Annotated in this window: 22 protein-coding genes; 4 read left to right on the forward strand and 18 right to left on the reverse strand. The window is 72.9% G+C overall.

The window, feature by feature from the left end:
* Positions 1 to 155: 155 nt before the first annotated feature.
* The 11 genes from ACQY0Z_RS05825 to ACQY0Z_RS05875 all read right to left on the reverse strand — a co-directional run bounded on the left by ACQY0Z_RS05825 (position 156) and on the right by ACQY0Z_RS05875 (position 11,390).
* On the reverse strand, positions 156 to 1,025 hold the full coding sequence (locus ACQY0Z_RS05825; RefSeq protein ID WP_439811923.1) for an alpha/beta hydrolase: 870 nt from the start codon (positions 1,023 to 1,025) through the stop codon (positions 156 to 158).
* Positions 1,026 to 1,185: 160 nt separating this feature from the next.
* Positions 1,186 to 2,388, reverse strand: coding sequence for a kynureninase (kynU, locus tag ACQY0Z_RS05830; protein WP_439811924.1), 1,203 nt, complete (start codon positions 2,386 to 2,388; stop codon positions 1,186 to 1,188).
* Positions 2,381 to 3,211 (reverse strand): tryptophan 2,3-dioxygenase family protein, encoded by an 831-nt coding sequence (locus ACQY0Z_RS05835; protein ID WP_439811925.1) that lies wholly within the window; start codon positions 3,209 to 3,211, stop codon positions 2,381 to 2,383. The genes kynU and ACQY0Z_RS05835 overlap by 8 nt, the downstream gene beginning before the upstream one ends.
* Before the next feature lie 166 nt (positions 3,212 to 3,377).
* Positions 3,378 to 3,791, reverse strand: a complete 414-nt coding sequence (locus ACQY0Z_RS05840; RefSeq protein WP_019524279.1) for a DUF3151 domain-containing protein — start codon at positions 3,789 to 3,791, stop codon at positions 3,378 to 3,380.
* Between the two features lie 17 nt (positions 3,792 to 3,808).
* A complete protein-coding gene (locus ACQY0Z_RS05845; RefSeq protein ID WP_381729347.1) occupies positions 3,809 to 5,278 on the reverse strand; it encodes an MFS transporter in 1,470 nt (489 codons plus the stop codon).
* A gap of 81 nt (positions 5,279 to 5,359) precedes the next feature.
* The gene (gene fbaA / locus ACQY0Z_RS05850; RefSeq protein WP_019524277.1) at positions 5,360 to 6,391 is read right to left on the reverse strand and encodes a class II fructose-bisphosphate aldolase; all 1,032 of its coding nucleotides are present in this window, start codon (positions 6,389 to 6,391) and stop codon (positions 5,360 to 5,362) included.
* A 162-nt stretch (positions 6,392 to 6,553) separates the two neighbouring features.
* On the reverse strand, positions 6,554 to 7,102 hold the full coding sequence (gene pyrE, locus ACQY0Z_RS05855) for an orotate phosphoribosyltransferase (protein WP_254588459.1): 549 nt from the start codon (positions 7,100 to 7,102) through the stop codon (positions 6,554 to 6,556).
* Between the two features lie 10 nt (positions 7,103 to 7,112).
* Complete coding sequence (locus ACQY0Z_RS05860) at positions 7,113 to 7,901, reverse strand: aldose 1-epimerase (protein WP_381726090.1); 789 nt, start codon at positions 7,899 to 7,901, stop codon at positions 7,113 to 7,115.
* Between the two features lie 41 nt (positions 7,902 to 7,942).
* Positions 7,943 to 9,010 carry an SRPBCC domain-containing protein gene (locus tag ACQY0Z_RS05865; protein ID WP_439811926.1) on the reverse strand — a complete coding sequence of 356 codons (1,068 nt, stop codon included), beginning with the start codon at positions 9,008 to 9,010 and terminating at the stop codon, positions 7,943 to 7,945.
* Between the two features lie 62 nt (positions 9,011 to 9,072).
* Positions 9,073 to 10,797 carry a polyamine aminopropyltransferase gene (locus tag ACQY0Z_RS05870; protein ID WP_439811927.1) on the reverse strand — a complete coding sequence of 575 codons (1,725 nt, stop codon included), beginning with the start codon at positions 10,795 to 10,797 and terminating at the stop codon, positions 9,073 to 9,075.
* A gap of 59 nt (positions 10,798 to 10,856) precedes the next feature.
* Positions 10,857 to 11,390: a DUF2617 family protein gene (locus ACQY0Z_RS05875; protein WP_189897614.1), complete on the reverse strand. Its 534-nt coding sequence runs from the start codon at positions 11,388 to 11,390 to the stop codon at positions 10,857 to 10,859.
* 821 nt (positions 11,391 to 12,211) lie between these two features.
* On the opposite strand from ACQY0Z_RS05875, the gene ACQY0Z_RS05880 reads away from it, so the two are divergent.
* Positions 12,212 to 13,402, forward strand: coding sequence for a pyridoxal phosphate-dependent aminotransferase (locus tag ACQY0Z_RS05880; RefSeq protein ID WP_254588621.1), 1,191 nt, complete (start codon positions 12,212 to 12,214; stop codon positions 13,400 to 13,402).
* 29 nt (positions 13,403 to 13,431) lie between these two features.
* Here the strand turns inward: ACQY0Z_RS05880 and ACQY0Z_RS05885 are convergent, their stop codons facing one another.
* From ACQY0Z_RS05885 to ACQY0Z_RS05895, 3 genes are all read right to left on the reverse strand, one after another.
* Positions 13,432 to 14,277, reverse strand: a complete 846-nt coding sequence (locus ACQY0Z_RS05885) for a hypothetical protein (protein WP_381726084.1) — start codon at positions 14,275 to 14,277, stop codon at positions 13,432 to 13,434.
* Between the two features lie 257 nt (positions 14,278 to 14,534).
* Positions 14,535 to 14,666 (reverse strand): DUF397 domain-containing protein, encoded by a 132-nt coding sequence (locus ACQY0Z_RS05890; RefSeq protein ID WP_337662796.1) that lies wholly within the window; start codon positions 14,664 to 14,666, stop codon positions 14,535 to 14,537.
* Positions 14,623 to 15,537, reverse strand: coding sequence for a helix-turn-helix domain-containing protein (locus ACQY0Z_RS05895; protein ID WP_254587283.1), 915 nt, complete (start codon positions 15,535 to 15,537; stop codon positions 14,623 to 14,625). The genes ACQY0Z_RS05890 and ACQY0Z_RS05895 overlap by 44 nt, the downstream gene beginning before the upstream one ends.
* Before the next feature lie 154 nt (positions 15,538 to 15,691).
* Between ACQY0Z_RS05895 and ACQY0Z_RS05900 the strand changes: the two genes are divergently transcribed.
* Together ACQY0Z_RS05900 and ACQY0Z_RS05905 are read left to right on the forward strand one after the other, a co-directional pair.
* Positions 15,692 to 16,126, forward strand: a complete 435-nt coding sequence (locus tag ACQY0Z_RS05900) for an ATP-binding protein (protein WP_254587284.1) — start codon at positions 15,692 to 15,694, stop codon at positions 16,124 to 16,126.
* Between the two features lie 123 nt (positions 16,127 to 16,249).
* Positions 16,250 to 16,927: an SCO4225 family membrane protein gene (locus ACQY0Z_RS05905; protein WP_381729338.1), complete on the forward strand. Its 678-nt coding sequence runs from the start codon at positions 16,250 to 16,252 to the stop codon at positions 16,925 to 16,927.
* On the opposite strand, the gene ACQY0Z_RS05910 is transcribed toward ACQY0Z_RS05905, so the two are convergent.
* The 3 genes from ACQY0Z_RS05910 to clpB form a co-directional block, all read right to left on the reverse strand.
* Positions 16,924 to 17,532 (reverse strand): DUF1707 SHOCT-like domain-containing protein, encoded by a 609-nt coding sequence (locus ACQY0Z_RS05910; protein ID WP_439811928.1) that lies wholly within the window; start codon positions 17,530 to 17,532, stop codon positions 16,924 to 16,926. The genes ACQY0Z_RS05905 and ACQY0Z_RS05910 overlap by 4 nt on opposite strands.
* Positions 17,533 to 17,679: 147 nt before the next feature.
* Positions 17,680 to 18,210 carry a YbjN domain-containing protein gene (locus tag ACQY0Z_RS05915; RefSeq protein ID WP_020700092.1) on the reverse strand — a complete coding sequence of 177 codons (531 nt, stop codon included), beginning with the start codon at positions 18,208 to 18,210 and terminating at the stop codon, positions 17,680 to 17,682.
* Between the two features lie 191 nt (positions 18,211 to 18,401).
* Entirely contained in the window at positions 18,402 to 20,999 is a 2,598-nt protein-coding gene (gene clpB, locus ACQY0Z_RS05920) for an ATP-dependent chaperone ClpB (protein WP_254587286.1), read from the reverse strand.
* 133 nt (positions 21,000 to 21,132) lie between these two features.
* Here clpB and ACQY0Z_RS05925 point away from each other — a divergent pair, with 133 nt between their 5' ends.
* Positions 21,133 to 21,549, forward strand: coding sequence for a pyridoxamine 5'-phosphate oxidase family protein (locus ACQY0Z_RS05925; protein ID WP_381726077.1), 417 nt, complete (start codon positions 21,133 to 21,135; stop codon positions 21,547 to 21,549).
* Between the two features lie 168 nt (positions 21,550 to 21,717).
* Here ACQY0Z_RS05925 and ACQY0Z_RS05930 read toward each other — a convergent pair whose 3' ends face one another.
* Positions 21,718 to 22,053, reverse strand: coding sequence for a hypothetical protein (locus ACQY0Z_RS05930; RefSeq protein WP_189897628.1), 336 nt, complete (start codon positions 22,051 to 22,053; stop codon positions 21,718 to 21,720).
* Position 22,054 lies beyond the last annotated feature (1 nt).

Raw genomic sequence — 22,054 nt, forward strand, 5'->3', positions numbered from 1 at the left:
TCGTCGCTTCCTTTCCGTCCGCCGGCCATCTGGCTTGTACGGAAGGGAAGTTACGGAGCATGGTCGGTAACCCGCGTCCCACCGGGGGACTCATCCGCGGGGTAGCTCTCAGGTACTAGGGGTATGAACGAGCCTCCCGGGCACGGGAGTCGGACTCACCACGCGAGCTGGGCGATCTCCTCCGCGACGACCGCGCAGGCGTCCGCCGCGGGATCGATGAGCGGGAAGTGGCCGACGTCCGGCAGCAGGGTGACCCCGACGACCTCGCCGGCCTTCGCCGCCGCGTCCGCGTACGACTCGGCGACCGCGTGCGGGACGTCGATGTCGGCGCGGCCCTGGACGAGGGTGGTGGCGATGCCGGTGGGCAGCAGCAGCGCCGGGTCGGCGTGCGGCCTGCGCTCGGCGAAGTGGTCGTCGCCGCCGAGGAGTTCGCGGGCGGCGCCGCCGCACACACCGAGCTTGTCGGCGACCTCGAAGTCCGCGATGGGCGCGAGGGCGACGACCCCGCGCAGGGGCGCCGGGGCGTCGGTGCGCCAGGGCGAGTCGGCGGGCAGGACGTGCCGGGCGGCGGCCCACAGGGCGAGATGTCCGCCCGCGGAGTGGCCGGTGAGGACGATGCGGCGCGGGTCGCCCGCCGGGAGGTGTTCGCGTATCAGCGCGGGCAGGGCGTCCACCGCGGCGGCGACGTCGTCGAAGGTGTCGGGCCAGCGCCCGGCCACCGGGTCGCCGCCGTCGGCCTGGGTGGCGCCGCGCCGGTACTCGACGCTCGCGACGGCGAACCCGCGGTGCGCGAGGAACGCGGCGAACGGGCTGACGTGACGCCGGTCGTAGGGGGCGCGCCAGGCGCCGCCGTGCAGGACGACGACCACGGGTGCGGGACCGTTCCCGCCGCGCGGCGTCCAGAAGTCGATGACGTGGTCGGGGTCGTCGCCGTAGGCCGCCGTGGTGTCCGGATCGACCGGCGGGTGGGAGAAGGCCGACTTCTCCTCGGCGGCGGCCCGGGCGGCTGCGACGTCGTCCGTCATGCTCCAACCTCTCAGCGATACAACGTGGTTCGACCGGACCGGGCGTGTACGCGGCCGTTCGGGCGGGACGGTACCAGCACTTCGCCCGGTCCTCTCACCAGGAGGCCCCCGCTGACCGGCGGGAACGGGGCCGGGACGCCTCCGTCCCGGCCCCGCCCGGCTAACCCAGCTCCTCGGCCAGCACCCGCGCGGCCCGTTCCACGTCGGCGAAACCGACGTAGAGCGGGGTGAAACCGAAGCGGAGCACGTCCGGGTGGCGGAAGTCGCCGACCACGCCCCGCCCGATGAGCCGCTGCATCACGGGACCCGCGTCGGCACAGCGCAGGGCGACCTGGCTGCCCCGCTCCTCGTGCGGCAGCGGGGTCAGGCACTCCACGCGGCCCTCGGGGACGTACGTCCCGACGCACTCCAGGAAGAAGTCGGTCAGGGCGAGGGACTTGGCGCGCACCACCTCGACCGTCACCCCGTCCCACACCTCGAGCGCCGCCTCCAGGGCGAGCATGGAGAGGATGTCGGGAGTGCCGACCCTCCCCCGCACCGCGCCCTCGGCGGGCGCGTACTCGGAGCGCATCCCGAACGGCTCGGCGTGCGAGTTCCAGCCGGGCAGCGGGGAGTCGAAGCGCTCCTGGAGGTCCGCCCGCACATACAGGTACGCGGGCGAACCGGGGCCGCCGTTGAGGTACTTGTAGGTGCAGCCGACGGCCAGGTCCACGCCGTGTTCGTCGAGGCCGACCGGCAGGGCGCCCGCGCTGTGGCACAGATCCCAGACGGCGTACGCGCCCGCCGCGTGCACGGCCGCCGTGAGCGACGGCAGGTCGTGCAGCCGGCCGGTGCGGTAGTCCACGTGGTTGAGCAGCACGGCCGCCGTGCGCTCCCCGAGCGCGCCGGGCACCTCCGAGGGCTCCACGGGGCGCAGGGCGCAGCCGGTCATGCGGGCCGCCGAACCGGCGATGTACCCGTCCGTCGGGAACGTGGTCGCGTCGACCAGGATCTCGTCCCGACCGGGGCCGTTCTCCTGGGCCAGCCGCACCGCGCCGACCAGCGCCTTGAACACGTTGACGCTGGTGGAGTCGCCCACCACGATCTGCCCCGCCGCCGCGCCGACGAGCGGGGCGATGCGGTCGCCGATCCGCTCCGGCGCCGTCCACCAGCCGCTCTCCGCCCAGGAGCGGATGCGCATCTCGCCCCACTGGCGGCCGACCACGTCCGCGACCCGGCCGGGCACGGCGACGGGCAGCGCGCCCAGCGAGTTCCCGTCCAGGTACACCGCGCCCTCGGGTCCGTCGAGGACGAACTCCGCGCGCTTGGCGGCGAGTTCGTCGCCCGCGTCCAGCTTCTCCGCCTTCACCGTCAGCTCAGACATACGACCGCGCCGTCCACAGCTCGGGGAACACGCTCTTCTGCGCCCGCTTCTCCAGCCACGCCACTCCGGCGGACCCTCCTGTTCCGGTCTTGGACCCCATGGCCCGGCGGGTGGCGACCAGGTGGTCGTTGCGCCAGCGCCACACCAGTTCGGCGACGTCGGTCAGCGCCTCGCCGAGCCGCGCCACCTCGTCCCGCTCGTCGCCCGCGTAGACGGCCGTCCAGATCTCCTCGACCTCACGCGACGGCTCGTACTTCCGCGACACGTCCCGCTCCAGCACGTCCTTCGGCACGGGGTGGCCGCGCCGGGCGAGGAACCGCAGCACCTCGTCGTAGAGGCTGGGCTCGTGCAGGGCCTTCTCCAGCTCGGCGTGCACGCGCGGCGCGCCCCGGTGCGGGACCAGCATCGACGCGGACTTGTCGCCGAGCAGGAACTCCATGCGCCGGTACATCGCCGACTGGAAGCCGGAGCCCTCGCCGAGGGCGCTCCGGTAGCTGTTGAACCGCGCGGGGGTGAGCCCGGCCAGCGGCCGCCAGGAGGCGTTCAGCGCCTCCAGCTCGCGCCGTGAGCGGCGCAGCGCGTCGAGCGCGACCGGCACGTCGTCGCGGCGCAGCGCCTGCGCCGCGGTCTCCCACTCGTGCACGATCACGGTGAACCACAGCTCCATGACCTGGGTGGTGACCAGGAAGACCATCTCTCCGGGATCGTCCGAGAGGGTGTGCTGGAGGTGGGTGAGGACGTCGGCCTTGACGTAGTCCTCGTAAGGCGTCGTGCCCTGGAAGTCGAGATGCGGGGTCTCGGGCTCGTGAGCCTCGTGGGACATCGCTGTCTCCTGAAATGTACTCCGGGTAGCGGTCCGCCCCTGCCGTTACCGGCACGGGGGCCCCGGTCCCCACGGGGCATCCTGCGCAATCGTCCCCCACCACCGCAAGGCCCGCCTGTCGAAACAGGCGGGCCCCGTGGTGATCACGTTCCGTTTTCCGGCCGGTTCAGCCCAGGACCTGGGCCGCCGTCGGCGAGGAGTCCTTCAGGAACTGGCTGCAGCGCTCGTACTCCTCCTGCTCGCCGATCGCCTGCGCGGCGCGGGCGAGGGCGTGCAGGGCGCGCAGGAAGCCGCGGTTCGGCTCGTGCTCCCACGGCACCGGGCCGTGGCCCTTCCAGCCGTTGCGGCGCAGCGCGTCCAGGCCGCGGTGGTAGCCCGTGCGGGCGTACGCGTAGGACTCGACGACGCTGTCCCGCTCGAACGCCTCGTCGGCGAGCCGCGCCCAGGCCAGCGAGGAGGTCGGGTAGCGGCCCGCGACCTCGGCGGCGGTGGCGCCGGTCGCCAGCAGCTCGCGCGGCTCCGGGTCGTCGGGGAGGTGGGTCGGGGGCGGGCCCCCGAGGAGGTTCTCGTGAATGGACATGGGTCCAGTCTCGTACATCACAGGGCGGTGCTCCCCCGGCGCGGGTCCGCCTCCAGCGGGGGCACGGCCACACTGCCGTGGGTACGGCACTCGGGGCGCCGGCAGCCCGGCGCGGGACGGCGCACGGTCGCGGCGGCGAGGACCGCGCCGATCACCAGGATGCCCGCGCACAGCAGCATCGCCCGGTCGAAGGCGGCGTCGAACCGCGCGGGCTGCCGGAACGCCTCGGGGCCCATCCCGGCGAGCAGCGGCAGCGCGGCCACCGCGAGCAGTCCCGCGGCCCGGGCGGCGGCGTTGTTGACCCCGCTGGCCAGGCCCGCCCGCGCGGTGTCCACGGAGGCCAGCACGGACGCCGTGAGGGGCGCGACGAGGGTGACCATGCCGAGGCCCAGCACCAGCAGCGCGGGCAGCACGTCGGCGGCGTAGGAGGCGTCCGGCCCGACCCGCAGCATCAGCAGCATCCCGGCGGCGGCCAGCAGCGGGCCGACGGTCAGGGGCAGGCGCGGGCCGATCCGGTCGGCCAGCTCGCCCGAGCGGGCGGAGAGCAGCAGCATCAGGGCGGTCGTCGGCAGCAGCGCGGTGCCGGCGGCGAGGGCGGACCAGCCGACGACCACCTGGAGCTGGAGCGCGGCGAGGAAGAAGAACCCGCCGAACGCCGCGTACACGCACAGGGTGACGCCGTTGACCGCGGAGAACTGGCGGGACGCGAAGATCTCCAGCGGCATCATCGGGCCCGGCCGCCGCTTCTCCACCAGCACGAACGCGACGGCGGCGGCGAGCCCCGCCACCGCGGACACGACGACCAGCGGGGAGCCGTCGCCGGCCCCGATCAGCGCGTACGTCACCAGCGCGAGGGCGACCGCGCCGAGCGCCGAGCCGAACACGTCGAAGCGTCCCTCCGCCCTGGCGCCCGCCGACTCGGGCACATGGCGCACGGCGACCGGCGCGCACAGCAGGGCGAGCGGCACGTTGATCAGGAACACCCAGCGCCAGCCCGGCCCGTCCACCAGCCAGCCGCCGAGGAACGGCCCCACGGCCGCCCCGATGCCGCCGAAGCCGGACCACAGGCCGACCGCGCGGCCCCGGTCGTCGGGGTGGAAGGACGCCTGGATCAGCGCGAGCGAGCCGGGGGTGAGCAGCGCGCCGCCCGCGCCCTGGAGCGCCCGGGCCGCGATCAGCACGCCCTCGTTCGGCGCGATCCCGCACAGCAGGGAGGCCGCGGCGAACCACAGCACGCCGACGACGAACACCCGGCGCCGCCCGAACCGGTCGCCGAGCGCCCCGCCCAGCAGGATCAGCCCGGCCAGCGTGACCAGGTAGGCGTTGACGGTCCACTGGAGCGCGGCGAGGTCGGCGTCGAGGTCCTCGCCGATGCGCGGCAGGGCGACGTTGACGACGGTCGAGTCGAGCAGGGCCATGCCGGAGCCGAGGACCGTGGTGAACAGGATCCACCTGCCCTGGGGGGACGCCAGCCGGACATCGGGCATACCGGGAGCATACGGAAGAGCCCGGCACCTGGGCAGGTGCCGGGCTCCTTCGTGTGCGTGCGTGCGGGTCGGGCGCGCGGGTTACTTGATGCGGGTGCCCGTGGAACGCAGGTGCTTGCAGGCCTCCAGGACGCGGGCGGCCATCGACGCCTCGGCCAGCTTGCCCCAGGTGCGCGGGTCGTAGGTCTTCTTGTTGCCGACCTCGCCGTCGACCTTCAGGACGCCGTCGTAGTTGCGGAACATGTGGTCCGCGACCGGACGCGTGAACGCGTACTGGGTGTCGGTGTCGATGTTCATCTTGACGACGCCGTTCTCCAGGGCGGTGCGGATCTCCTCCTCGGTGGAGCCCGAGCCGCCGTGGAACACGAAGTCGAACGGCTGGGAGCCGGCCGGCTTGCCGTACTTGGCGGCGACGCCCTCGTTGAGCTCCTTCAGCAGCTCGGGACGGAGGACGACGTTGCCCGGCTTGTACACGCCGTGCACGTTGCCGAAGGACGCGGCGAGCAGGTAGCGGCCCTTGTCGCCCAGGCCGAGCGCCTCGGCGGTGCGGATCGCGTCGTCGACCGTGGTGTAGAGGGAGTCGTTGATCTCGTGGGAGACGCCGTCCTCCTCGCCGCCGGTCGGGGTGATCTCGACCTCGAGGATGATCTTCGCGGCGCGGGCGCGCTCCAGCAGCTCCTGCGCGATCGACAGGTTGTCCGCGAGGGTCTCCGCGGAGCCGTCCCACATGTGGGACTGGAACAGCGGGTTGCGGCCGGCCTTGACGCGCTCCTCGGACACCGCGAGCAGCGGGCGCACGTAGCCGTCGAGCTTGTCCTTCGGGCAGTGGTCCGTGTGCAGGGCGATGTTGACGTCGTACTTCTCGGCGACGATGTGCGCGAACTCGGCGAGCGCGACGGCGCCGGTCACCATGTCCTTGTTGTGCTGGCCGCCCAGGAACTCGGCACCGCCCGTGGAGATCTGCACGATGCCGTCGCTCTCTGCCTCGGCGAAGCCGCGCAGAGCCGCGTGCAGGGTCTGGGACGAGGTGACGTTGATGGCCGGGTAGGCGAACTTGCCTGCCTTCGCCCGGTCGAGCATCTCGTTGTAGACCTCGGGAGTTGCGATGGGCATCTGTCCGCTCCTTAAGAGTGCGGTGTGGGGTGCTGCGTACTGTCGGCCCTGACCTGGAACCTTGGATGCGACGTCATTGTCGGTCACATCCTTCCAGACTCGGCCGGAACGTCCATCCCGCCGTCCGCCCTGTGGATGGCCGGTCGGCCGGGGCCGGACGGGTCAGTCCAGGCCGAGTTCGTCCTTGGAGTAGGCGAACAGGTACGGCACCCCGGCGCCGTCGCGGATCTTCTCGGCGGCGCCGGTGGCCCGGTCGACGATCGTCACCACGGCCACGACCTCGGCGCCGGCCTCGCGCACGGCCTCCACGGCGGTGAGCGGGGAGCCACCGGTGGTGGAGGTGTCCTCCACGACCAGCACGCGGCGGCCCTTGATGTCCGGGCCCTCCACGCGGCGCTGCAGGCCGTGCGCCTTGGCGGCCTTGCGCACGACGAACGCGTCCAGCTTGCGGCCGCGCGCGGCGGCGGCGTGCAGCATGGCGGCGGCGACGGGGTCGGCGCCCATGGTGAGCCCGCCGACCGCGTCGAACTCCAGCTCGTCGGTCAGGTCCAGCAGCACCTGTCCGACGAGCGGGGCGGCCTCGCCGTCGAGGGTGATGCGGCGCAGGTCGACGTAGTAGTCGGCCTCGATGCCCGAGGAGAGGGTCACCTTGCCGTGCACCACGGCCTTGTCCTTGATCTGCTGCAGCAGCGCGCCACGCGTGTCCGTCATGCCTGTCAGCTTAAAGCCGGGTCCAGGTCCAGGTCGTGGAGGCCTCCAGCGGCTCCAGCGGGGTGACCAGGCGCGGGTGGGTGTTCAGCCCGTCCGGCGGCCCGGTCTGCGGCTCCACGCAGACGGCTTCGTCCTGCTCGTCGTAGACGACGACCCACTCCTCGCGGCTGGTCACCTTCAGCCGGAGCTGCCCCGGCCAGGTGAGGGTGACGTCGACGCCGCCGGGCATCCCGAAGCAGTCGTCCCACGGGCCGGGCCGCGGGTCGATACGCCGCCCGGTCGGCAGATGGTCCTCCCCGCGCTCCTCCTGCCAGGCAGGCTCGAAGTCGATCGTCACGTCCTCACCGCCGAGGTTGCGCAGGAACCACGGGTGCCAGCCGAGCTGCGCGGGGAACGACGAGCCGTGCGTCTCGACGCTCATGGTGAGCGTCAGCGCGTCCTCCGTGAGCGCCACCTGCTGCGTGACCCGCCCCGGGTACGGCCACGGATCGGTCAGGTCGTACGTCAGCACGGCCTCGTCGGTGCTCTTGCGGGCGGTGCGCCAGGGGGCGTTGCGCGCGGTGCCGTGGATGGCGTGCGGGGGCGCGTTGAGCGGCATCTGCCGCACGGTGCCGCCGTCCATGAACCGCCCGTCCCGCAGCCGCCCGCACCAGGGAACCATCGGGAAACACCCGAACCGCTCCCCCTGCCGCAACAGCTCCACACCCCCGAGCCGCAGCCCCCCGACCCGCCCGCCGTTCCCCGGCAGCACGTCCACCTCCGCGTCACCCGCGGTCAGCGTGATGTGTTCGTTACTCACGCCTCGACCCTACTGGGGGGATCACGGGGTGGGAGCGGGCGTCAGCGGCGGCGCCGTAGGGCCCTGATCGCCACGACCGCCGAGGCGACCGCCAGGGCCGCTGCCGGGGCCGCCCAGCGGAGGGGGGTGGAGGACGTGACCGTCTGGGGGGCCGGGACCGGGGCGTAGCGGCCGCGTGGGGGTGCGTGGTCGACCTCTTCGGCGCTGCGGCCGATCATCGTCCGGCGCGCGTGTGCCGCCTCGGCGAGGGAGTCGTCGGCGTCGTCACCGGGGAGGGGGCGGCCGTCGACGGCGTCCGGGAGGCCCGCGTCCAAGGGCTCGGGGGGCGAGGGCGCCGGACCGTCGTCCGGGGCCGGTCCGTCGTCCGGGGCCTGTCCGTCGTCCGGGGCCTGTCCGTCGTCCGGCGTGGACGCGGCTTCCGTCCCGGGCTCGGCCTCCGGAGCGGGCGCGGAGCCGGGGTCCTCCTCCGCGCCGGGTGTCGCGTCCGAGGCGGGCGTGGGCTCCTCCCCCGCGCCGGTGTCCGACGGGGACGTGGACGCCGACCCGCCCGTGGGCCGTTGCGGTGGCGGCGGAGGCGGGTCCTCCGCCTCCGGGGTGGTCTCGAAGTCCGTCGTCACGCCGGATTCGAAGTCGCCGGCCGCCAGATGTTCCGGGGATTCCAGGGGCGCCGGCGGCTCCGCGAGCTCGTCCGCCGCCGTGGCGAGGTTCTCCGCGAAGCGGTTCAGCAGGCGGGCGACCGCCGAGGTCACCGCGTCCCGCGGGAGGTCCGTGACGCGGCCGTCCGCCGTGGCGGTCCCCGTGACGACGAGCTCCGTACCCGCGTCGGCGGGGCGCGGCGTCAGCCGCAGGGACAGCCGCACCGTCCCGTCGCCGCGCGCCTCGGACGCCTCGCCCTCGACGGAGTAGCCGCCGTCGTCCCGCGCGGACATCCGCACCGACCCGCGGTAGGTGATGGAGGAGCCGCCGATCCGTACCTTCAGCCGCCCGGTGACGGGTTCCGCACCGGCGTCGTGCTGGAGCCCGGGCACCGCCCGGGCGACCCGCGCGGGGTCGTCCAGCACCTCCCTGAGCCGCTCCGCCTCGACCGGAACGAACACCTCGTGCTCCATGAGTGCGGAGCCTACCCACGCGACGCCGTACCGCACCCCCGTCCGCGAGAAGTCGCGGCGCGTCAGTCGCCGTACCGGGGGTGGATCAGTGTGGACGGCGGGAGTCCGGGCACCCGGGTGCGTTGCGCCGCCCGGACGTCCGCGGCGAGGGACGCGTCGGTGAGCGTGCGGGGCCGGGGTCCGGCGGGGTCGAGACGGGGCCGCGGGGCGTGCCGGTCGGCGGCCAGCACGAACCCCCAGTCGCGGTGGGCGCGGGCCGTGTCCGCGGGCCCGCGGTCGGGTCCGGCCGCGGACCCGGCCTGCCGTCCGCCCACCCGGTACGCGGTGGTGCGCAGTCCGGCCGCGCGCAGGGTGGCGTCGAGCGTCCAGAAGTCACGGGGCCGGGACGCGACCGCACCGCCGTGCACCACGAGCCGCCCGCCCGGGCCGAGCACCTGCCGGGCCAGCCCGTAGAACTCCTGCGCGTACAGCTTGGTGCTGGCGGTGATGCCGGGGTGCGGCAGGTCGGCCACCACGACGTCGTACGCCCCGGCGGGCGCGGTCCGCAGCCAGTCGAAGGCGTCGGCGGTCGTGACGTGGACGCGCGGGTCGTCGAAGGAGTGCGCGTTGAGGCGGGACAGCGCGGGGTCGGTGCGGGCCAGCCGCACCACGCCCGCGTCGAGTTCGACGACGTCGACCCGCCGTACGCCGGGATGCCGCAGCACCTCGCGCACGGCGAGCCCGTCGCCCCCGCCGAGCACCAGCACGCGCGCGTGCCGTCCGGGCATCGCGGGGTGCACCAGGGCCTCGTGGTACCGGAGTTCGTCGCTCCCGCTGACCTTCAGCCGCCCGTCGAGGAACAGGTTGAGCGGCCGCCCGCCCCGCCCGCCGGTGAGCAGCACCTCCTGCACGTCGGTGTGCACGGCGACCCGTACATCGGGCCCGTACAGCGCGTGCCGGGCGGCCCGTTCGAAGTCGTCGACGAGGACGGCCGCCGAGGCGAGCACCACGAGCACGCACACGTTGGCGGTGAGCAGCAGCCGGCGGGCGCGCGGGGTGAGGTCGTGCCGGAACAGCCCGAGGACGAGCGCGCCGCCGACGACGGCGTTGACCGCGCCGGTGATGAGCGCACCCGTCAACTGGCCGAGGACGGGCAGGAGAAGGAAGGGGAAGGCGAGTCCGCCGACCAGCGCGCCCACGTAGTCCGCGGCGGACAGGTCGGCGACCGCGCCGCCCGCGTCCTGCCGGCGGATCCGCTGGATCAGCTCCATCAGCAGCGGCACCTCGGCGCCGATGAGCAGCCCGGTGGCGAGGGAGAACGCGACGAGCAGACAGCGCGGGCCGCTCGCCCACATCCCGCCCCAGTCGCCGGTCCAGGCGAACACCGCGTACAGCGCCATGGCGCTGCATCCGCCGACCAGAGCGAGGGCCGCCTCGATCGCGCCGAACCCGGCCGCCGCGTGCCGCCGCAGCCGTTTCGCGGCGAGGGAGCCGATGCCCATCGCGAAGACCATCACGGACAGCACGACGGAGGTCTGGGCGACGGAGTCGCCCATCAAGTACGCGGCGAGCGCGACGAGTTCCAGCTCGTACACCAGTCCGCACGCCGCGCAGACGAACACCCCGGCGAGGACCAGCCACCGTCCGGTGCCCTGCCGCACGGGCAGCGGGACCGTGCTCCCCGGGCCGTCCGGGCCGTCCGCGTCGCCCGGGGCGTCCGCGTCGCCCGGGTCGCCCTTACGGGGGCCGTCCGGACCGTCCCAGGTCTGCGTGGAGCCGGGCGGAACGGGGGCCTGCCGATCGATCACCCCAGGGACGTTACGTCACGCACTCATCGCACAACGTCACCCACACGCGTGATATTTGTTTACGCCCGCACGGCCCCGGTGCGCGCGGTGACGCGTGCTCCGACCCGGGTCCGGGTGGCCACGAGCTGGCCGTCCTGCGGGTAGGCGTGCCAGGTGCGCCAGTGGAACTGGCCCTCGTGACAGCGGGCGAGCATCGCGGTGAACGCGTGCGGGCTGCCGGGGAAGACGCCGGCCAGTCCCTGCGGGTGGTCCGAGACCAGGGCGAGCAGCTCCTGCGCCCGGCCGGCGAAGGCGCCCGGAGGCAGCACCTCCACCCGGGCGGCGAACTCGTACTCCCAGTCGTCCACCCGCTTGGCCACGCCGAGCGGGAGCGGCGTGCTGCTGCCCGGGATGCACGCCACCGTCTCCGAGCAGAGGCCGCGCTCCTCCTCGAGCAGCACCTGGTGGGAGGCGCCGAGCAGTCTCAACTGCAGCTTGGCGCCCTGGAGTTCCAGGTCGAGGGTGGCCAGTGCCGGAAGGGGCTCGCGGCCCAGAGCCCAGGCGAGATCGGCGGCGCGCGTATCTGAATAGGCGGTGTTCAGGGTCGTGAGCATGGATCGGCTCCGCAAGCACACAGGAGAGAGATACGGGTCCGCGCACCCCCGGGGACCGGGGACTCGGCCCGTCAGCCCGGTCACCCGGCTGGAAGAGGGTCCGCGGGGAGATCCGACGGCTGCGCTGGTTGATTTATAGGGAATCATGAACTGTGCCGCCACCACAGCGTTTTTACCCAACTTCGTGGGCTTTCCATCCCCTGGGGGGCTCCACAGCTCACGTGTTCAACTACGGCGTACGCCCCTGACTTCGGTGCGCTCCGGCGCACAACGCGGTATCCGGAACCGGTTGGTTCACCACCTCCGGAGACACCACAGCGGGGCCCGCCCCAGGTGCGGACCCCGCTGCCGCGGATGCGTTCTCCCGAAGTGGAGCCGCGCTGCCCCGTGTCAGCCGCCTCCACCGCCGCATCCGCCCCCTCCGCAGGACGACCCGCCTCCGCAGGACGAGCCTCCGCCGGAGGACGCTCCACATCCGTGCCCACCCCCGCTGTCCCCGGCCCACCAGCTGCCGCCGGAGTGGCTCCCGGAGTGACTCCCGCCGCCCCCCGAACCCGCTCCGGAGCCCCGGGACGCCCGCACGGCGAACGTCACGACCAGGACGAAACCGACGACCAGGATGATGCCGACGATCATGGCGCCACCCTCCTTCCGTGTCCCCCCGTGATCCCCCGTGGCATCCCCCCGTGGGTGCCTGGCTCACGGTGTGACCGGGAGATGCCCTCCTCGCTCCGCGCCCAAAGCAGAGTTGAGCAACTCCAGAGGTTTCACACGCACGCGTCGGCGCCGGTGAGTTGAGGACGCCCTCGATCCGGCGGAGGATGGCCCGCATGACCTCCAGTGATCGTCCTCTTCTCAACCGTCGGCTCGCGGAGTTCGGGACGACGATCTTCGCCGAGATGTCGGCGCTGGCCCTGCGCACCGGGGCCATCAACCTCGGGCAGGGATTCCCCGACACCGACGGGCCCGAGGAGGTCAGGGAGGCCGCCGTGCGGGCGTTGCGGGACGGGCGCGGCAACCAGTACCCGCCGGGCCCCGGCATCCCCGAGCTGCGCACCGCCATCGCCGCCCACCAACAGCGCCGGTACGGCCTGTCCGTCGACCCCGACACCGAGGTCCTGGTCACCGCCGGCGCGACCGAGGCGATCGCCGCCTCCCTGCTCGCGCTGGTCGAGCCGGGCGACGAGGTGATCGCCCTGGAGCCGTACTACGACTCCTACGCCGCCTCCATCGCCATGGCCGGCGGCACCCGCGTCCCCGTCACGCTCCGCCCCGGCGAGGGCCGCTTCCGCCTCGACCTGGACGAGCTGCGCGACGCCGTCACCGACCGCACCCGCCTCCTGCTGATCAACACCCCGCACAACCCCACCGGCACCGTCCTCACCCGCGAGGAGCTGGCGTCCATCGCCGAGCTGGCGGTGGAACGGGACCTCCTCGTCGTCACCGACGAGGTCTACGAGCACCTCGTCTTCGACGACGCCGAGCACATCCCCCTCGCGTCCTTCCCCGGCATGCGCGACCGCACGGTCACCATCTCCAGCGCGGGCAAGACCTTCTCCTTCACCGGCTGGAAGGTCGGCTGGATCACCGCCTCCCCCGCGCTGGTCACGGCCGTCCGCTCGGCCAAGCAGTACCTCACCTACGTCTCCGCGGGCCCCTTCCAGTACGCGGTCGCCGAGGCGCTCGCCCTGCCCGAGTCGTACTTCACCGGCTTCCGGGCGGACATGCTCGCCAAGCGGGACGTCCTCGCGGCGGGCCTGGAGGAGGCGGGCCTGGCCGTCTACCGCCCGTCCGGCACCTACTTCATCACCGCCGACATCCGCCCCCTCGGCGAGTCCGACGGCATCGCCTTCTGCCGCGCCCTCCCGGAACGCGCGGGCGTCGTCGCCATCCCCACAGCGGTCTTCTACGACCACCAGGACATGGGCGCGCCCTTCGTCCGCTTCGCCTTCTGCAAGCAGCGGCATGTACTGGAGGAGGCGGCGGCGCGCCTCAAGAACGCGGGGCGCTGAGCTGTGGCGTTGCGGACCTCTCTGTGAGGTCAGGCGGCGGTCGGCATCGTGACGCGGCAGTCCCGGCAGTGGCCGGGGTGCGGGGCGCGGAAGGCGCGGTCGCAGCCGTCGCAGGTCTGGAGGGGCGGGACGGACGGGCGGGCCACGGGCTCCGGGGGTGGCGGGGCGGGCAGCGGGGTCTCGCGGAGGCGGAAGGCGAGGAGGCCCGCCGGGCGGGTCAGGAAGCGGTCGGGGAGGCCTGTCGTCAGCGTTCTGGTGATCTGGGCGGCTGTGACACCGGCCGCCAGCCACGCGGTGACGGCGGGCGCCAGTCGCACGGCCTCCCGTTCGGACAGCACCAGGCGTGGGTCGACGTGGCGGAGGGACGCGAGTACGGCGACCGCCTGCGGGTCCGCTTCGGTGAGTGCCACCGACGGTTCCTCGGCGGGGGTCTCGTCGGCCACGGGACGCTTGGAAGGGCGGGGCGGGTCCGGCGGACCGTCCGGCTCCGGGTCCGGCGGACCGTCCGGGTCCGGCTCCGGGGTGCCCCCGGGCACGTCGTAGAAGTACGTCCGCGTACGGATCTGCCCCGACGGCATCCGCTCGCGGCGGCGCTCCAGGTAACCGGCGGCCTCCAGTTCCCTCAGCGCACGCGAGATCAGGATCTCGCCCTCGGTGAAGTGCGCGCACAGGGCCGCGATGGTCACGGGACTGCCGCTGGGCAGGGACAGGATGTACACCGCGACGCCGACGGTGACCGCGCTGCCACGCCGCTGCGCGAGGGCGTTGGCGACCACGGTGAAGTCGGCCGTGAGACGGGTGCGAACGTGGATCACTCCGGAGCGCGGAGCACCGGCGTCGGCGCGCAGGCGCGCGTTAGACTGCGAGTCAGCCATCGGGAAGGGGCTACTTCCTGATCGGTCAGGCCCTCGTTCGGGATGCCAGTCCCGGCCGGGGGCCGTCTCTGTTTGCGGTTGTCGCCGCGAACGTAACGGCCCATGTCCCGCCCCTGCAAGCCGGTCACCCGCACGAGTGAAGCGCCGCCGTCCGGCGGGGAGGGTGGGCGGGTGGGTAGTTCTTTCTCCCGGTTCTTTGGGGAGGTCAGCGGCCCACCGGGCCCTCGCGGACGAGGGATCGGTGGGCGCGAACCGGCTCAGGAGCGGCGGGACTTGAGGTCGCCTATGAAGGCGGCCCAGGAGGTGCCGGCGAAGCAGAGGGCCGGCCCCTGCGGGACCTTGCTGTCACGTACGGGGACGAGGCCGGGGAGGCCGTCGGCCACCTCCACGCAGTCGCCCCCTTCCTGATTGCTGTAGCTGCTCTTGCGCCACGCGGCGACGCTCAGATCGGGACGGGACGTTCGCTCCACGGTGGTTGTCCTCCCTCACGGATCGGATCATGTCGAGCGACATGAGCGGGGGCAGCGCTGCCGCCCGCAGCCGATCGTAGGTCAGCGCGAGACTCGCGACCTCGTCCGGTTCTTCGACGAGTTGACCGTGGTGCGCGCCTTCCGTGTAGGCCACCTCCCTGCCGTCCGGCATGGTGAGGACCGTCAGGGAGCCGCCCATGACGTCGTGCTCTCCCTGGTCGAACGGCAGTACCTGCACGGTGATGTGGGGCTCGGTCGCCGAAGCGAGCAGCCGCGTCAACTGGTCGCGCATCACCGGCAACCCGCCCACCGGGCGCCGGAGCACCGCCTCGTCGAGCACGACCCACAGCTCCGGCCGATCCGGCGCGCCGAGGCGCTCCTGTCGTCCCATGCGGAGGGCGACCCGCTCCTCCAACTGCGCCTCGCTGCTGAGCGTTCGGCCGACTTTGAGCACAGCCCTGGCGTAGTCCTCGGTCTGCAACAGACCCGGCACCACATGGGCCGCGTACTGCCGCACCGCGACCGCCCGCTCCGAGTACTCCATGAACTTCCGCGACCAGTCCGGAAACGCCTCCCGGTACACGTACGGCCACAGCTCCACGAGCAGATCGTCCGCACCGAGCGCCGCATCCAACGCCCGCGCCAGCTCCAGCGTCGGTTTCGCGCCCGACGCGCGCTCGATCTGGGTGATCCGGGTGCTCACCACGTGGGTGAGCGCGCCGAGTTCGGCCTGCGTGAGCCCGGCCGCCGTCCGCAGTCTCCGCACCCGTGCGCCGAACAGCGCGGCCATCGACGTACTGGGGTCAATTCCGTTGGCCAAAGCGTCACTTCCGTTCCTTATGGCCTGAAAGGTAAGCCCGCACCCCCTTCTGAGAGTAGGCCGGACCGTCGAACGTTGACCACGGAACGTGACAAGTCACTCACAGAGAAGGACGGACCACGCCGTGCTCACAGAACCCCTCGCCCCCACGGCCGCAGCGCAGTTCCCCTCCTCGCCGCACGGCGCGCGGCTCGCCCGGCGGTTCGCCGTGCGGTGTCTGGAGGGGTGGGGACACCCGCCGGCGTCGGACGTGTCGTGCACGGTCGCCCTGGTTGTAGGGGAGTTGGCAGCGAACGCCGTACGGCACGGACACGTCCCGGGCCGGGACTTCGGCGTACGGCTGGTGCTCGACCGGACGGCGGGCCTGGTCCGGGCCGAAGTCGCGGACGCCGCCTCGGACAAGCGGCCTCCCCTGGCCACGCCCGTGGCGCCGCCCGAGGGCGAGTCCGGCCGGGGCCTGCTCCTGGTGGACGTCCTGGCGGAGCGCTGGGGGTGGGAGCCGCGGGAGCCGGTGGGGAAGACGGTGTGGGCGGAGTGCGCGCTGGTGAGTACGGGTTGACCTCGACGGGGGTGCGGATGAGTGCCCTAGCGCCGGTGCTGAGTACCGGTACTCATGCCGGGGCACGGCGTTGCCGGTCATCGTGGCGAACACCAACCCGTACCGGCTCAGGAAGGGCCTTCGATGCCGACCTCTCCCCGCTTCAGCCCGCGTCGCCTCCTCGCACTCGCCACGGACGGCCTGGCCGCCCGCGCCTACCTGGGAGTCGTCGGCCTCGGCGTCCTGGCGCCGGTCGTCGCCCCGGACAGTCCGTACGCCATGGCGCCGACGCTGCTCACGGCGCCACTGTCCTTCCTGCCGATCCTCCTTCCCTTCGGGGCCGTTGCGGCGGGGAGCGGGCCGGCCCAGGTGGCGGCGGCCGTGGTGGGGGGCGGGTGGCTGCTGCTGTGCGCCCTGGTGAACGCCGCCGCGGTCGGCGCGCTCCTCCGCAGACCGGACCGCAGACCGGCGGAGCAGCTCCCGGTCCAGGCGCCCTCGGCGCGCCCGCGCCGCGCGCTGCTCGCGGCCGCCGTCGACAACTGGCCCGCACGGGTCTACGTCGCCGTGGTCGCGGCGGCCCTGGGCACCTTCCTGTACGCCGTGCTGCTGTCGCCGGACCCCGGGTTCGCGGGCATCTGGCCGATCCTCGCGGCGGCCCCGCTCAGCTTTCTCGCCGTGGCGGTCTCGTCGCCCGCCGAGTACGCACTCCCCTGGCTGGGCACGCTGCTCTTCACCGCCGGCATCACCCTCGCCGGCCTGGTCAACGCGGTGCTGATCGGCCGCCTCACCCGCAGGATCGGCGGTCCGGCGACCCGCGGCTAACCCCGCGGCGGGTTGCTCGCCAGCTTCCGCCGCTCCCACCGGTTCGGGTGCCGGACCACCACGCCCGCCATGCCGCCGGAGCCGACGACGCGGATCAGGGGGGTGCCCGGGAGACGGCCCGGGGTGGTGGTGTCCTTCAGACCGCCGATGCCGGGGTCGAAGGCGCCGGTGTCGGCCTCCCAGCCGTCCGGGACGACGATCGTCACGCCCGCCGCCTCCCCGTACGCCTCCACCGTGACCTCGGGCAGCCGGCACTCGGCGCGGCTGAAGTCGACCTTCACCCCGCCCAGGCCGCCGCGCGCGATCACATGCGCCGGGACCTCCCAGCGGGCGGGGCCGCGGGACGCTCCGTGGAGGCCGCCCTTCAGTTCCAGGATCGGCAGGTCGGCCGGGGACGGCGGCCTCGGCAGGTCGGCGGTGAGGGTGTCCAGCTCCGCGTAGGTCTTCGCGGTCAGCGCCCGCTCCAGCCGCTCGTCCAGCTCGTCGAGGTCGATGCGGCCCTCGGCGGCCGCGTCGCGCAGCTGCTCCACCACCGCCTCACGGTCGTCGTGGGAGGCGCGCAGGCCGCCTCGGTCGTCGTCGCGCGGGGCCGGCTCGGCTGTCATGGCCCCAAGGATAGGCAGCCCGGCAGGGCGGAAAACACGCAGGAGAGAGCCCGGCACCGTGACCGGCCGGTGGGCCGGTCTTCGGGCCGGGCTGGGCTCCCTCACGGCGGGCGCCTGGCCGGCGCCGCCGCTCGCGCGTGTGGGCGCTTACGCGTCGTCGTCGGGCTTGTCCGCGTCGTTGATCTCCTGCTCCAGGCCGAGCTGCTCGACGAGCCACTTGTCGAACTCGATGGCGGCCCGCACCCAGCTGACCGTCGAGGAGACGAAGTGCTCCAGGCTGACGCCCATGCCGATCAGCATCTGCGCCTCACCGATGAGACGGACCGTGCCGTCGTCATGGGTGTGCGTGTACACCTTGGGCCACAGCGTGCGCCGGTTCCAGTCGTCGATGGACTCCAGCAGCGCGGGCTTCTCGTCGATCTGGTGCGGCCGGTCGTAGAACGTCCGGACGGAGAAGATCTGCTGGTCGCCCTCCCCACGGAACATGAAGTACGTGCGGAACTGCTCCCACGGCGCCGCGAGGTCACCCTCGTCGTCGACGACGTACTTGAGCTCCATCTGGTCGAGGAGCTGCTTCACGAGGTCCTGATCCGGGACGACGGGGCCCGCCGGTCCTTGGGGCTGCGGCTCGGGCTGCTGGCCCCCGAAATTCGGAATCGAGGACGGGTCGATGGTCACCGTGTATTTCCCTTCGTACGGATCCCGCCATCCTCCCCCATGCGGGGAGGGGGGTGGCAAGCCCCGACGGGGCCTGTCAGCCGAGGGCTGACTCGATCCGGTCAGGTCCGGGGTACCCGGAAAGACCGCGGGCCCAACGTGCGCGCGGGAGATCCGCACGTCACGTCAGGCCCGGCAAGCGGAAGCGTGACTCAGAGTGTCTTGCCCGTGGCGGGGCCGACGATCAGCTCGTCCCCGAAACGGTCCACCCGGACCGTGTCGCCGTCCTTGATCTCGCCGGACAGGATCTCCTTGGCGAGCCGGTCGCCGATCGCGGTCTGCACCAGCCGGCGCAGCGGCCGCGCGCCGTACGCCGGGTCCAGGCCCTCCTCGGCCAGCCACTGAAGCGCCTCGGGCGTGACGTCCAGGGTGAGCCGCCGCTCGGCGAGCCGACGGGCCAGCCCGTCGATCTGGAGCCCCGCGATCCGCTCCAGCTCGGCCTTGGTGAGCGCGGAGAAGACGACCAGGTCGTCCAGGCGGTTGAGGAACTCCGGCTTGAACGACGCCCGGACCACCTCGAGCACCTGCTCCCGCTTCTCCTCCTCGGAGCTGACCGGGTCCACCAGGTACTGGCTGCCCAGGTTCGACGTCAGCACCAGGATCGTGTTGCGGAAGTCCACCGTGCGGCCCTGGCCGTCGGTGAGACGGCCGTCGTCCAGCACCTGGAGCAGGATGTCGAAGACCTCCGGGTGCGCCTTCTCCACCTCGTCCAGCAGCACCACGCTGTACGGCCGGCGCCGCACCGCCTCGGTGAGCTGGCCGCCCTCCTCGTAGCCGACGTAGCCGGGGGGCGCGCCGACCAGCCGGGCCACACTGTGCTTCTCGCTGTACTCCGACATGTCGATGCGGACCATCGCCCGCTCGTCGTCGAAGAGGAAGTCCGCGAGCGCCTTGGCCAGCTCGGTCTTGCCGACACCGGTCGGGCCGAGGAACAGGAAGGAGCCGGTGGGCCGGTCCGGGTCGGACACCCCGGCGCGCGAACGCCGCACCGCGTCGGAGACGGCGCGCACGGCCTCGGACTGCCCGATCAGCCGCTTGCCGATCTCCTCCTCCATGCGCAGCAGCTTCTGCGTCTCGCCCTCCATCAGGCGGCCGGCCGGGATGCCGGTCCAGGAGGCGACGACGTCGGCGATGTCGTCCGCGCCGACCTCCTCCTTGACCATGGTGTCCTTCGCGACCTCCTCCTCGGCCTCGGAGGCGGCCTCCAGGTCGCGTTCGAGGGCCGGGATCTCGCCGTAGAGCAGCTTGGACGCCGTGTCGAAGTCGCCGTCGCGCTGGGCGCGTTCGGCCTGGCCGCGCAGCTCGTCCAGCTTCTCCTTCAGCTCACCGACCCGGTTGAGGGACTGCTTCTCCTTCTCCCAGCGGGCGGTGAGACCGCGCAGCTCCTCCTCCTTGTCGGCGAGGTCGCGGCGCAGCTTCTCCAGGCGCTCCTTGGAGGCCTGGTCCGTCTCCTTGCTGAGGGCCAGCTCCTCCATCCGCAGCCGGTCCACGGCCCGCTGCAGCTCGTCGATCTCGACGGGCGAGGAGTCGATCTCCATCCGCAGCCGGGAGGCGGCCTCGTCGACCAGGTCGATGGCCTTGTCCGGCAGGAAGCGGGAGGTGATGTACCGGTCGGAGAGGGTCGCCGCGGCGACCAGCGCGCTGTCGGCGATCTGCACCTTGTGGTGCGCCTCGTAACGGCCCTTGAGGCCGCGCAGGATCGCGATGGAGTCCTCCACGGACGGCTCGGCGACCAGCACCTGCTGGAAGCGCCGCTCCAGCGCCGGGTCCTTCTCGATCCGCTCGCGGTACTCGTCCAGCGTGGTCGCGCCGACCATGCGCAGCTCGCCGCGCGCCAGCATCGGCTTCAGCATGTTGCCGGCGTCCATCGCGGAGTCGCCTCCGGCGCCCGCGCCGACGACCGTGTGCAGCTCGTCGATGAACGTGATGATCTGCCCGTCGGACTCCTTGATCTCCGCGAGCACGGTCTTCAGCCGCTCCTCGAACTCGCCGCGGTACTTGGCGCCCGCGACCATCGCGCCCAGGTCGAGCGCGACCAGCCGCTTGTTCTTCAGCGACTCGGGCACGTCGCCCTTGACGATCCGCTGGGCGAGCCCCTCGACGACGGCGGTCTTGCCGACGCCCGGCTCACCGATCAGCACGGGGTTGTTCTTGGTACGGCGGCTGAGCACCTGCACCACCCGCCGGATCTCCTGGTCCCGTCCGATGACGGGGTCCAGCCTGCCCTCGCGGGCGGCGGCGGTCAGGTCGGTGCCGAACTTCTCGAGGGCCTTGTACTGGCCCTCCGGGTCGGGAGTGGTCACCCGGCGCGTCCCCCTCGCCTTCTGGAAGGCCTCCTGCAGCTTGTCCGCGGTGGCGCCCTGCCGGGACAGTACCTCCCCGGCGGCCCCGCCCTTGGCGGCGATGCCGATCAGCAGATGCTCCGTGGACAGGTACTCGTCGCCGAGCTCCTTCGCGCGGGCCTGCGCGTCCGCGACGACGGCGAGCAGCTCACGGTTGGGCTCGGGCGGCGCCACCGTGGATCCGGTGACGCTCGGCAGCCCGGCGAGGACGCGCTCGGCCCCGGCGCGTACGGCGGCCTGGTCGGCGTCCACCGCGGCGAGCAGGTCCGTGATGTTCTCGTTCTCCTGCCCGGCGAGCAGGGCGAGCAGCAGGTGTGCGGGGGTGAGGTCGGGGTGCCCCTCGGTCACGGCCCGGTTGCCGGCGGCGGCCAGTGCGTCCCGGCTCCGGTTGGTCAGCTCGGCGTCCACGTGTCCGTTCTCCTCCTTGGTGCCCTTCGATGACCCTCGGCGTGCGTCTGGCTGACTCGGCCAACGTCCACAAACTTGAGTCTATTCCACTCAAGGTCGTACCCGCGAGGGCTTGAGGGCTAAGTTCCGGGGCATGGCCCTCACGTATTCGGTCGATCCGGGCGATCCGGACGCCTCCTATCTCAGCTTCTGGCGCGAGCGGCACCTGTGCACGCTGACCACGCTCCGCCCGGACGGCACGCCACATCTGGTACCCGTCGGGGTCACCTACGACCCGGAACATCTGCTCGCACGGGTGATCACCAACCGGACCAGCGCGAAGGTCCGCCACATCCGGGCGGCCGGGGACGAAGGGGCGCCCGTCGCGGTCTGCCAGGTGGACGGCGGGAGGTGGGCGACGCTGGAGGGACGCGCGCGGGTACGCACGGGGCCGGAGCGGGTCCAGGACGCGGTGGAGCGGTACGCCGAGCGGTACGGGCGGATGCCGGGGCCCAACCCGGACCGGGTCGTCATCGAGATCGCCCTCACGCGGGCGATGGGGCGAGGGTGAGGAGCGGTGTGATCATCACCGGAAAGCGATGGCTTCCGGCCATCAGCCGACCCGGGTGATACCCCGAAATGTCGCCCAAAACTGCAGCGGCGTCACCGTGTTCAGGTCACGGTGACGCCGCTGCGGGGGGAAGCACCTGCGCGATCTTTTTACGACGGGGGAATCGCGTCAGGCACTGCGGGGGGTGGCCGAGATGGTCCGCGGGGACCGGGAGTCGGACTCCACCTGACGGTGGTCCCGCTGGTCCAGGTTCACAAAGATCATGCCGTACCGGATGGCGCACCGGACGGGCTTGGGCGCCCCCCTGGGCCGGCGCAGGCACCGGTACGCCCGCACGTCGCCGTCCTCGTCGCGGGTGACGACCACGGGCTCACCGAAGACGGTCACCATCAACGAGTCACCGCTGTGGGGGATGGCGGTGACCAGGTCGATGAAGTGCCATCCGGACCGGTAGGCGGTGGCCATCTCGCGCCGGAAGGAGCGGTCGTCAGGTGGGGTGGTCACG

The organism is Streptomyces sp. P9-2 (assembly GCF_051903975.1).
Taxonomy (GTDB): Bacteria; Actinomycetota; Actinomycetes; order Streptomycetales; family Streptomycetaceae; genus Streptomyces; species Streptomyces cellulosae.

Excerpts from the sequence above, each read along its gene's own strand:
- ACQY0Z_RS05825 (WP_439811923.1), bottom strand. The coding sequence starts at position 1,025 with ATGACGGACGACGTCGCAGCCGCCCGGGCCGCCGCCGAGGAGAAGTCG.
- kynU (WP_439811924.1), bottom strand. The coding sequence starts at position 2,388 with ATGTCTGAGCTGACGGTGAAGGCGGAGAAGCTGGACGCGGGCGACGAA.
- ACQY0Z_RS05835 (WP_439811925.1), bottom strand. The coding sequence starts at position 3,211 with ATGTCCCACGAGGCTCACGAGCCCGAGACCCCGCATCTCGACTTCCAG.
- ACQY0Z_RS05840 (WP_019524279.1), bottom strand. The coding sequence starts at position 3,791 with ATGTCCATTCACGAGAACCTCCTCGGGGGCCCGCCCCCGACCCACCTC.
- ACQY0Z_RS05845 (WP_381729347.1), bottom strand. The coding sequence starts at position 5,278 with ATGCCCGATGTCCGGCTGGCGTCCCCCCAGGGCAGGTGGATCCTGTTC.
- fbaA (WP_019524277.1), bottom strand. The coding sequence starts at position 6,391 with ATGCCCATCGCAACTCCCGAGGTCTACAACGAGATGCTCGACCGGGCG.
- pyrE (WP_254588459.1), bottom strand. The coding sequence starts at position 7,102 with ATGACGGACACGCGTGGCGCGCTGCTGCAGCAGATCAAGGACAAGGCC.
- ACQY0Z_RS05865 (WP_439811926.1), bottom strand. The coding sequence starts at position 9,010 with ATGGAGCACGAGGTGTTCGTTCCGGTCGAGGCGGAGCGGCTCAGGGAG.
- ACQY0Z_RS05875 (WP_189897614.1), bottom strand. The coding sequence starts at position 11,390 with ATGCTCACGACCCTGAACACCGCCTATTCAGATACGCGCGCCGCCGAT.
- ACQY0Z_RS05880 (WP_254588621.1), top strand. The coding sequence starts at position 12,212 with ATGGCCCGCATGACCTCCAGTGATCGTCCTCTTCTCAACCGTCGGCTC.
- ACQY0Z_RS05885 (WP_381726084.1), bottom strand. The coding sequence starts at position 14,277 with ATGGCTGACTCGCAGTCTAACGCGCGCCTGCGCGCCGACGCCGGTGCT.
- ACQY0Z_RS05895 (WP_254587283.1), bottom strand. The coding sequence starts at position 15,537 with ATGGCCGCGCTGTTCGGCGCACGGGTGCGGAGACTGCGGACGGCGGCC.
- ACQY0Z_RS05905 (WP_381729338.1), top strand. The coding sequence starts at position 16,250 with ATGCCGACCTCTCCCCGCTTCAGCCCGCGTCGCCTCCTCGCACTCGCC.
- ACQY0Z_RS05910 (WP_439811928.1), bottom strand. The coding sequence starts at position 17,532 with ATGACAGCCGAGCCGGCCCCGCGCGACGACGACCGAGGCGGCCTGCGC.
- ACQY0Z_RS05925 (WP_381726077.1), top strand. The coding sequence starts at position 21,133 with ATGGCCCTCACGTATTCGGTCGATCCGGGCGATCCGGACGCCTCCTAT.